This is a genomic window from Synechococcus sp. R3-13, assembly GCF_047462195.1.
GTDB lineage: Bacteria > Cyanobacteriota > Cyanobacteriia > Thermostichales > Thermostichaceae > Thermostichus.
Genome location: NZ_JANSIO010000202.1, coordinates 1 through 8,194, shown reverse-complemented (window position 1 = coordinate 8,194; position 8,194 = coordinate 1). Strand labels below are relative to the sequence as shown.

Below are 8,194 nucleotides of genomic sequence, written 5' to 3'. Positions count from 1 at the left end.
TACCTGTAGGGTCAGTGATGGGAGTATGTCACAGACGCTGGCAAAGGTGCTGAGGCGTTTGCTGAGGCGATAGGTGGGGGCATTTTGCTCTTGGCGCAGGGCAGCAAAGAGGTTATCCAGTACCAGTCCACTCAGCCAAACACTGCCATAGGTGGCCAGGCCCACCCCTGTCAACCGCAACAGAGGGCCGCGCAGCGAAACCAGGAAAAACGTTTGCAGGGGTCGCGTTTGTGGGAAAAGGCCCAAGCTCACCCCAACTCCGCCCACCCACAGGCCAATTTGCACCAGGCGCAGCAGGCGAATTTGCAGCTCTAAATAGGATTCCTGCCGTTTGCGTCCGGCCTGTTGTTCGACCAAGACGGGATCCACGCCCGGCTGCTCTTCCCCCGCTAGGCGCTCCTGAATCTCTGCTTGGATGGCCTGGTATTCCGTCTGCAGGGCATCGCGTTTTTGCTGCAGCCGTCGCCGTTTTCGCTGGCAGAGCTGGCTCAGGCTCCCTACCACAGCCAGGATGCCGAGGGCAATCACCGCTTGGCGGCGCAAAAATTGAGGCTGCCGCTCCCGTTGCGAGGTGCGCAGCGCTTCCTCGACAATGCCGGCTACTTGCTCAGCCCAGTCCATGGGTTGGGCGCCCTGGAATTGGGCATCGAGGGAGGTGATGGTCAGCAAATGTAGCCCATTCACCCGGATAACAGGCTGGTTGGTCTGGCCGTCTAGGGTGACTTCAACCTGCAGCGCCTCTGGATCGAATCCGGCGCTGGCCAACTGGTGCAGGGTTTGTTCAATGGAGCGCACCCGCTGCGACACCGGAGGCAGGCTGCCGGGATCCCCCTGGGGAGCAGTAACCACAAACAAATGCCGCCCATCCAGCGTCACGGCCTCCGCCTGGACAGAGGAGGTGGGGAGGCTAAGCGCTTGCCGCAGCTCTTCTAGGGCATCCAAACGGTTGAGCAAAGGCAGGTTGGGGGCGGTGCCGTTGTTTTCAGCAGTTTCCTGCCCCCATGCGGGCCCGCTTATGGGGGATAGGGCAAGAGATGCACTGAAAAGGAGAGGCCAAAACAGGGATCCCGTTTTCCTCGGCTTCGGCCTGCCTACCGTTCCCGTCAGCGGTGCGGGGCACCATTCGCAGCTTCGCAGCATGAGCCGTTTGCGTCAGCGGTGCAGAACACTTTAACGCCTCACTCCAGAAAGAAGAAAGCAATCCCGAGGATGGCATAGGTGGCCAAGAGCAGTAGCCCTTCCAGCCAGTTGGATCGCCCATCGCTGCTAACGGAATTGATCAGCAGCACCGAGACAGCAATGGCCACCAACTCCACCATGCCGAAGTTAAAGTTCATGGGCTGATGCAGCACATCCCCGGCCAGCACCAGCAGAGGTGCCACAAACAGGGCAATTTGCATCGTCGAGCCCAGCGCCACCGAGAAGGAGAGATCCATCTTGTCTTTCATGGCCACCGTGATCGCCGTCGCATGCTCTGCCGCGTTGCCGATGATCGGCAACAAAATCACCCCCATAAACAGCGACGTCATGTGAAAGTGTTCCAGCGTGTCCTCTAGGGTGCTCACCAACAGTTCCGACTCCAGCGCCACCAACACCGTCAACCCCAAGAGGGCCAGCACCCAAAACCCCAAACCGGCTCTCTCGGGCGGAGCCGTCAACACCTGGGGAATGGATCCTTCCGCCTGCAAAACCGGATTGGGGGCCAGGCGATTGGCCGCCTCATCTTCTGCGGCTTCTGCTTCGTGAAGGGCGTAGAGGTAACTGTGGGTTTTGAGGGAAAACAGCAAAGTGAGACCGTAAACCCCAATCAGCACCAGGGCTACTGCCGTGGATAGCTCTTGGATGGAGATCTCCCCCAAGTTGGCATCGGCATAGGTGACCACGCTGGGCAAGATCAAGGCCACCACCGCCAGGTTCATCACCGAGGCATTCATGCGGGCCACCTCGGGTCGAAAGCTCTGCTCCCGAAACTTGATCCCGCCCAAAAACATGGCCAAGCCGGCCACCAGGAGCAGGTTACTGATGATCGCGCCGGTGATGGAGGCTTTTACCACATCCACCAGCCCCGCCCGCAGTGCCACCAAGCCGATGATCAACTCCGCCGCATTGCCAAAGGTGGCGTTGATCAGCCCCCCGACTGTCGGCCCTGTCAAGGCCGCGATCTCTTCCGTGGCCTGACCCATAAACTTCGCCAAGGCCACCACCGCCAAAGCCGCACAGAGGAAAACCAGGTTGGGATCCCAGCCCCGGAAGTGCCCCACCCAAGATAGGGGAACCCCCAACAGCAGCAGGAACATTATGCTGTTCAGACCTCTCTGCCAACCTGCCGCAGAGCGATCCGGCGAAACCAAAGGATTTGCGTTAGCCAGGGTCATGGTTCACAAGGGGAGAAAAGGTAGCGACGATGGAGGCTGTTTGGGTTTCGGGGAGCCAGATCCCCCATGGCCAGGAGTGACCATCTCCAAGAGTCTAACGGCTGCGAGGGGAGGTTGGATAGGTGCTGCTGGCTAGAGGGAGATAACCCGGTTGCGCTGCAACTGCCGGGCGATCTCGGCTCCCAATTGATCGGACAGATGCTGGGGATCGGCGATTTTCAAAAAACTGCTGCCCTCTACCTCAAAGGGAAAGGATCCCTCGATGCCGTCGCGGGGGAGTTGTACCAGCAGCAATTGTTCAGGGCGCTTCGATTGCAGGGCATAGCCCAACTCCAGACAGACCTGGGGGCTGGGCAGGGGACGCCCCCGGCCATTCACCTGCACAGGGGTCACATCGGCCACCACCAGCAGCGCGTGCTTAAGCTTGCGAATCAAGGCCGCGTCGATGAGCGGGGTCTCGGCCTCGGCGGGAAGGGATCCCTGCAGCTGCAGGGGCACGACCGGTCTGTGGTCGCGATTGAGAGCCTCCACCACGGCTTGCAATGCCCGGTACAGAGTGGCGCTGGAGTTGGGGTAATCCGATTGGCCGCAGAAGTAGATGACGGGCTCGGTCATGTTCAGAGTGGCCCGCTTATTAAAGTAGATCTCGCGGCTAATTAAATCGAGGTTGGAGATGCTGTAGGCACCGCTGCCCTCGATGTAAAACTCCACCAGCTCTCCTTCCAGGTAGCGCTGCCACCACAGGGAAGCCTTCACCTGCTCCACATCGTCGAGAAAGTCGGCCCGCATCGCCGTCTTCAAGAGGCCGGTACGGCTTAGGCGCAGGTCGGGGGCCCTCTGTTGGACTTGAGAAGCAGACAACACCGAATCCAAATACCAGGCTTTCAGGACGATGATCGCCATGGGATCCTTCTGCGCTTAGCCTCAAAGGTACCTGATCTTTGGCAAGATCGTTAGTCTTGGTGTCGAAGTCAGCCCAACTCCAAGTGCAGGGCCAGATCCAGCAGTCGGTGGGCCAGGGTTGACTTGGTCGCCAATGGGATCCGTTCTGGGTTTCCCTGCTGGGGGATCCAATAGCCTTGGTTGTGGCTGCTGCCGAAGCCGCTGTCCGGCTGGTCGATGGGGTTGGCCACAATGGCATCCAAGCCCTTTTGGCGGAGCTTTTCTCTGGCCGGCGGCAAGGGATCCCCACTTTGGGCGGCAAAGCCGATGAGGCGTTGGCCAGGGCGTTTGTGGCGGGCCAGAGCTGCCAGCAGGTCAGGGATCGGCTCCAACGGCAACATCTGGGGCAGTTCGGCTTTGGGCAGCTTCCCCGCGTAAACCTGAGAGGGGCGCACATCCCCCACAGCAGCAGCCATCCACAAGAGATCCGCCTGGGGAAATTCCGCCTGCAAAGCCGCCTCCAGTTGGGCTGCCGTCTCCACCGGAATGGCCCGAATGGCGAAGGGCGCTGGATCAAAGGGGATCCCCAACGGCCCATGGACCAGCGTCACTGTCGCCCCCCGGCAGGCTGCCGCCACCGCCAGCGCCACTCCCATCCGGCCACTGGCCGGGTTGCCGATAAAACGCACCGCGTCGATGGGCTCCCGTGTACCCCCCGCCGTCACCAACACCCGCTTGCCCTGCCAATCTTTTTTCCCCGCTGTCCAGAGCAAAGCCCGCACATACTCCTGCAGCGCCTCCGGCTCCAACATGCGCCCTTCCCCCACCGCATCACAGGCCAGGCGGCCACTGGCCGTCGGCAAGGCCCAAAAACGGGGATCCTGGTGTAGCCGCTGCCAATTCTCGGCCACCTTCTCCGCCTTCCACATCTGCGTATTCATAGCCGGTGCCACCGCCACCGGACACCGGGAAGCCAAAACCACATTGGTGAGCAAGTTATCCGCCAGCCCATGAGCCAACTTGCCCAAGGTGTTGGCCGACAAGGGTGCAATGAGGAGAGCCTCCGCCCATTCCCCCAACTCGATGTGCAGCGGTCGTTCTCGTGTTGCTTGCCAAAAGGCGGCATCCGTAAAAGCCGGCTGGCGGGACAAGGTGGCAAAAGTCAAAGGAGAAATAAAATGTTCCGCAGCTTTTGTCAAAACCACCTTGAGCTCTGCTCCCTGCTGCACCAGAGCAGACACCAAAGCTGCCGTTTTGTAAGCAGCAATCCCCCCGCTCACCCCAATGAGGAGACGCCGCCCCGACCAAAAGGGATCCATATTGAGTGACACGCAAACAGCCTTGTTTCCAGTTTCCCTGCTTTTGCTCAATTCCGGCGGCAAAGCGGGGATCCCTCGCCCAAAGATACTTTGACTTGGACGGATGACCCTGTCGAGAATAGGGCCTGAGGATCTGTCATTACCCAATTTCAGCCAAAGTCTCCCCCACAGGTTCTGGCCTTTAGAGGGAATTCCCCACTGCTGTTTTGCGCAACCACCCCTCAGATCCCATTGCGGTCGCTGACTTATTCCCTGTAATAAGAAGGAATTGGATCAAACTCTGTTGCAATCCCTGTTTGTTTCTGGCTACACTAACAGTTGTCCCTAAAACCATCTCGATATGGCTACAACCAGTAAACCAAAACCACTCACTGGCCAAGAGCTCCTCGACAAGGTAACTTCAATGGGAAATGCGGATCGCAAGGAAAAAGCTCGCGCCTGTGGTTATGTCACCTACACCAAGAATGGTCAGGAGCGAGTGAATCTGATGCAGTTTAACAACGCCCTGTTGAAGGCCGTTGGCGTGGATCTCGGCGCTAGTGACGAAAATGGATCCCGTGGCCGCGCTCCTACCTTCCGGGTTTCGGTTCATAAGAATGGCAACCTCCTGATTGGAGCTGCCTACACCAAGAAGATGGGCCTCAAGCCCGGAGATGAGTTTGAGATCAAGCTGGGCCACCACAACATCAAGCTGGAGCGGGTCAACTGATTTGCTGTCTCCCTGGATGCTTTTCCCTGCTGGTGAGTTCATCTCAGCTTGGGTAAAGCCTTTGGTATTCCTTTCGGCCTCTAGGGGCTTGGGAGCAGCGACCTCTTCCCTTCGCTCCGGTGCTCATTGTCTTTCTACTTTTCAGAACAAGGGATCCTCATGATCCGCTGGGGATCCCTGGCAGTTTGTACCTCATCAATGGCTGAAGTGTGGGTAAGTTCGCTATTCTGACAACAGTTAAATTGGGTCTGCGGCAATGAACACTCCGACCGTACAAAATGTCTTTCGCCATTGGCGGCGGTGGCGAACTTGGGCGGGGCTGTTGTTGTTGGCAGCAGCGTTCTTTGTCATCGAGTCTCATCGGCAAGTTTGGCCTCAGTCGAATGCTTCTCAAAGTCAGGCATTTTTGGAGTGGGTGTCTTCCCAGCCTACCCCCGAACAGCAGGATGTTTTTGTGGATGGAGTCATTCGGCTGCAATTCAATCGGCCACTGGATCCCAATCTACAACGTCTGGCGGTTCAGTTGGATCCGCCGGCAGCGGTTATTTTTGATGTGCAGGGAGACGAGTTGTTGCTTAAGCCTCGGGATCCCTTGCGCTTTAGCACCCGTTACACCCTCACGCTTTCTCCCCAAGAGGGGCTGCCCCTCGAGCAGGCCATTCAGCTGAGTTTTCGCACCGAACCGCAATTTACCTATGAACGGGATGTCAAACCGCTGCTAGAAGCCAGTTGTGTGGGTTGCCATCAGCCGGCAGGACGGCAGCGCACCCAGTTGCTGGACAGTTATGAGGCCACGATGGCCTATGTCAGGCCCGGGGATCCCAATAGCGAGTTGATCAATCCCCGGTGGACGAGCCGCCACGCCTACATCCTCAACGCCAATAACCCCAACCGCCCCCAAGCTCGCGGCGGATCCCCTGAGATTGCTTACATTCAGGCCCGCGGGCTGCCCCTGTCCCGTCTGGGCTTTTGGACGCCGGAGGAAGTGGAGATCGTCCGCACCTGGATTGTGCAGGATGGCGCCCCCCGCACCAGCGCCCGCTTACAGATGGGCAACTGAATAAGGCATCTGGAACCCAACCCCCACTGCCATGACCCCTCCTCAACCTTTGGCCACCGTGATTCAGGGATCCCTGAGTCGAGGGCTGGAAGCTCGCCTCAATCCCGGTGTCTCGGTAGAAGACTTGCGGGTGGGCAAATTCGTGGTGATCCAGGGGCAGCGCAACCGCTTCTTCGGCCTGCTCACCGACGTTACCCTAGAAACCAGCAACCCCCAGATCCTGGTCAACCCCCCCCATCCTGAAGAGACCCTGCTGCGGGAAGTGCTGGCCGGTACCGGCACCTACGGCATCATTGCCCTCACCCCGATGTTGATGTTGGTGCCGCGGGAGATGGAGGGGGAGTATCCTCCGATCCATCCTGACTTGGCAGAGACTCAAACGGCTTCCACCACCCCCAGCCGAGAACTCCGTCCCGCTTACGCGATGGAGCTGCTGCCCGTGAAAACGGTGCCCGCCCATTTTTCACAGGTGTATGAGGCACGGGAACTGGACTTTCGCACCGTCTTCGGCTGGGAAGATGACCCAGAGCGGCGCAACTTTGCTATCGGCCAGCCCCTCGACATGGCTGTGCCCATCTGTTTGGACTTGGATCGCTGGGTGGAGCGCAGCAACGGCATTTTCGGCAAATCGGGCACCGGCAAGTCCTTTCTAGCCCGCCTGATCCTGGCCGGCATCATCCGCAAACGGGCGGCGGTGAACCTGATCTTTGACATGCACTCCGAGTATGGCTGGGAGGCAGCCAGCGAAGACAAGCACGCCAGCACCGTCAAGGGCTTGCGGCAGCTCTTTCCCGGTCAGGTACAGATCTATACCCTGGATCCCGATTCCACCCGGCGGCGAGGGGTGCGGGATGCGCAGGAGCTCTTCATCGCCTACAACCAGATCGAGGTGGAGGATCTGGCCCTGTTGGCAGAGGAGCTGAACCTATCGGAAGCCAGCTTGGAAAATGCCATTATCCTGCGCAACGAGTTTGGCCGCGACTGGATCAGCCGCCTCTTGAGCCTTTCCAACACCGAGATTCAAGAGTTTTGCGAACAGAAAATGGGCAACAAAGCCTCGATGATGGCCCTGCAGCGCAAGCTCACCCGCCTTGACAACCTCAAGTACATCCGCAACACCCTGCCCCACAACTACATCGGCCAGATTTTGGATGCCCTCAGCCGCGGCATTCACGTGGTTATCGAGTTTGGATCCCAGTCCAACTTGCTTTCCTACATGTTGGCTGCCAACGTCATCACCCGCCGCATTCACCAGGCCTACGTACATCAGACGGAGCGGTACTTGCAATCCAAAAATCCCCTCGACAAGCCCCGTCAACTATGCATCACCATTGAGGAGGCCCACCGCTTTTTGAATCCGCGGGCGGCCAAGCAGACCATTTTCGGCACCATTGCCCGCGAGATGCGCAAGTACTTTGTCACGCTGCTGGTGGTGGATCAACGCCCTTCCAGCATCGATAGCGAAGTGATGTCGCAGTTGGGCACTCGCATTACGGCACTCCTCAACGACGACCAAGATATCGAGGCGGTGTTCACAGGGGTGGCGGGCAGCCAGAACTTGAAAACGGTGCTGGCCAAGTTGGACTCCAAACAGCAAGCCCTAATTCTGGGCCATGCCGTGCCCATGCCGGTGGTGGTGCAAACCCGCCCCTACGACCAGCGGTTCTACGCCGAGATCGCCGACCCCGACTGGTCGCAGGCCGAAGATGCGGAGGTGCTCCTGGCCGCCCAACAGGCTAAGTCCGAGCTGGGGCTGTGAGCACAAGCTGCCCGCACCGCTCGGAACATGCCAAAGCGGCAGAGGCCGGTGCCGAAGGCCAGGCGCATGAGCAAGAAAGTGGGCACCTCC

The 8,194-nt window shown here is 59.0% G+C and carries 7 protein-coding genes and 1 pseudogene; 3 read left to right on the top strand and 5 right to left on the bottom strand.

Going from position 1 to position 8,194, the window contains the following annotated elements:
• The 4 genes from NW856_RS06175 to coaBC form a co-directional block, all read right to left on the bottom strand.
• A partial coding sequence (locus tag NW856_RS06175; protein ID WP_414399528.1) for a hypothetical protein occupies positions 1-1,140 on the bottom strand: 1,140 nt, incomplete at its 3' end.
• A 38-nt stretch (positions 1,141-1,178) separates the two neighbouring features.
• On the bottom strand, positions 1,179-2,297 hold the full coding sequence (cax, locus tag NW856_RS06170) for a calcium/proton exchanger (protein WP_414399530.1): 1,119 nt from the start codon (positions 2,295-2,297) through the stop codon (positions 1,179-1,181).
• Positions 2,298-2,507: 210 nt separating this feature from the next.
• Complete coding sequence (locus tag NW856_RS06165; protein ID WP_414399527.1) at positions 2,508-3,278, bottom strand: hypothetical protein; 771 nt, start codon at positions 3,276-3,278, stop codon at positions 2,508-2,510.
• Between the two features lie 68 nt (positions 3,279-3,346).
• Positions 3,347-4,576, bottom strand: a complete 1,230-nt coding sequence (gene coaBC, locus NW856_RS06160; RefSeq protein ID WP_414399529.1) for a bifunctional phosphopantothenoylcysteine decarboxylase/phosphopantothenate--cysteine ligase CoaBC — start codon at positions 4,574-4,576, stop codon at positions 3,347-3,349.
• 340 nt (positions 4,577-4,916) lie between these two features.
• On the opposite strand from coaBC, the gene NW856_RS06155 reads away from it, so the two are divergent.
• From NW856_RS06155 to NW856_RS06145, 3 genes and pseudogenes are all read left to right on the top strand, one after another.
• Entirely contained in the window at positions 4,917-5,285 is a 369-nt protein-coding gene (locus NW856_RS06155; RefSeq protein ID WP_011432615.1) for an AbrB family transcriptional regulator, read from the top strand.
• Between the two features lie 256 nt (positions 5,286-5,541).
• Positions 5,542-6,345: an Ig-like domain-containing protein gene (locus tag NW856_RS06150; RefSeq protein ID WP_414329004.1), complete on the top strand. Its 804-nt coding sequence runs from the start codon at positions 5,542-5,544 to the stop codon at positions 6,343-6,345.
• A 31-nt stretch (positions 6,346-6,376) separates the two neighbouring features.
• Positions 6,377-7,582, top strand: a pseudogene (locus tag NW856_RS06145) (helicase HerA domain-containing protein); the annotation flags it as partial.
• Positions 7,583-8,010: 428 nt separating this feature from the next.
• On the opposite strand, the gene NW856_RS06140 reads toward NW856_RS06145, so the two are convergent.
• A partial coding sequence (locus tag NW856_RS06140) for a hypothetical protein (protein WP_414399526.1) occupies positions 8,011-8,194 on the bottom strand: 184 nt, incomplete at its 5' end.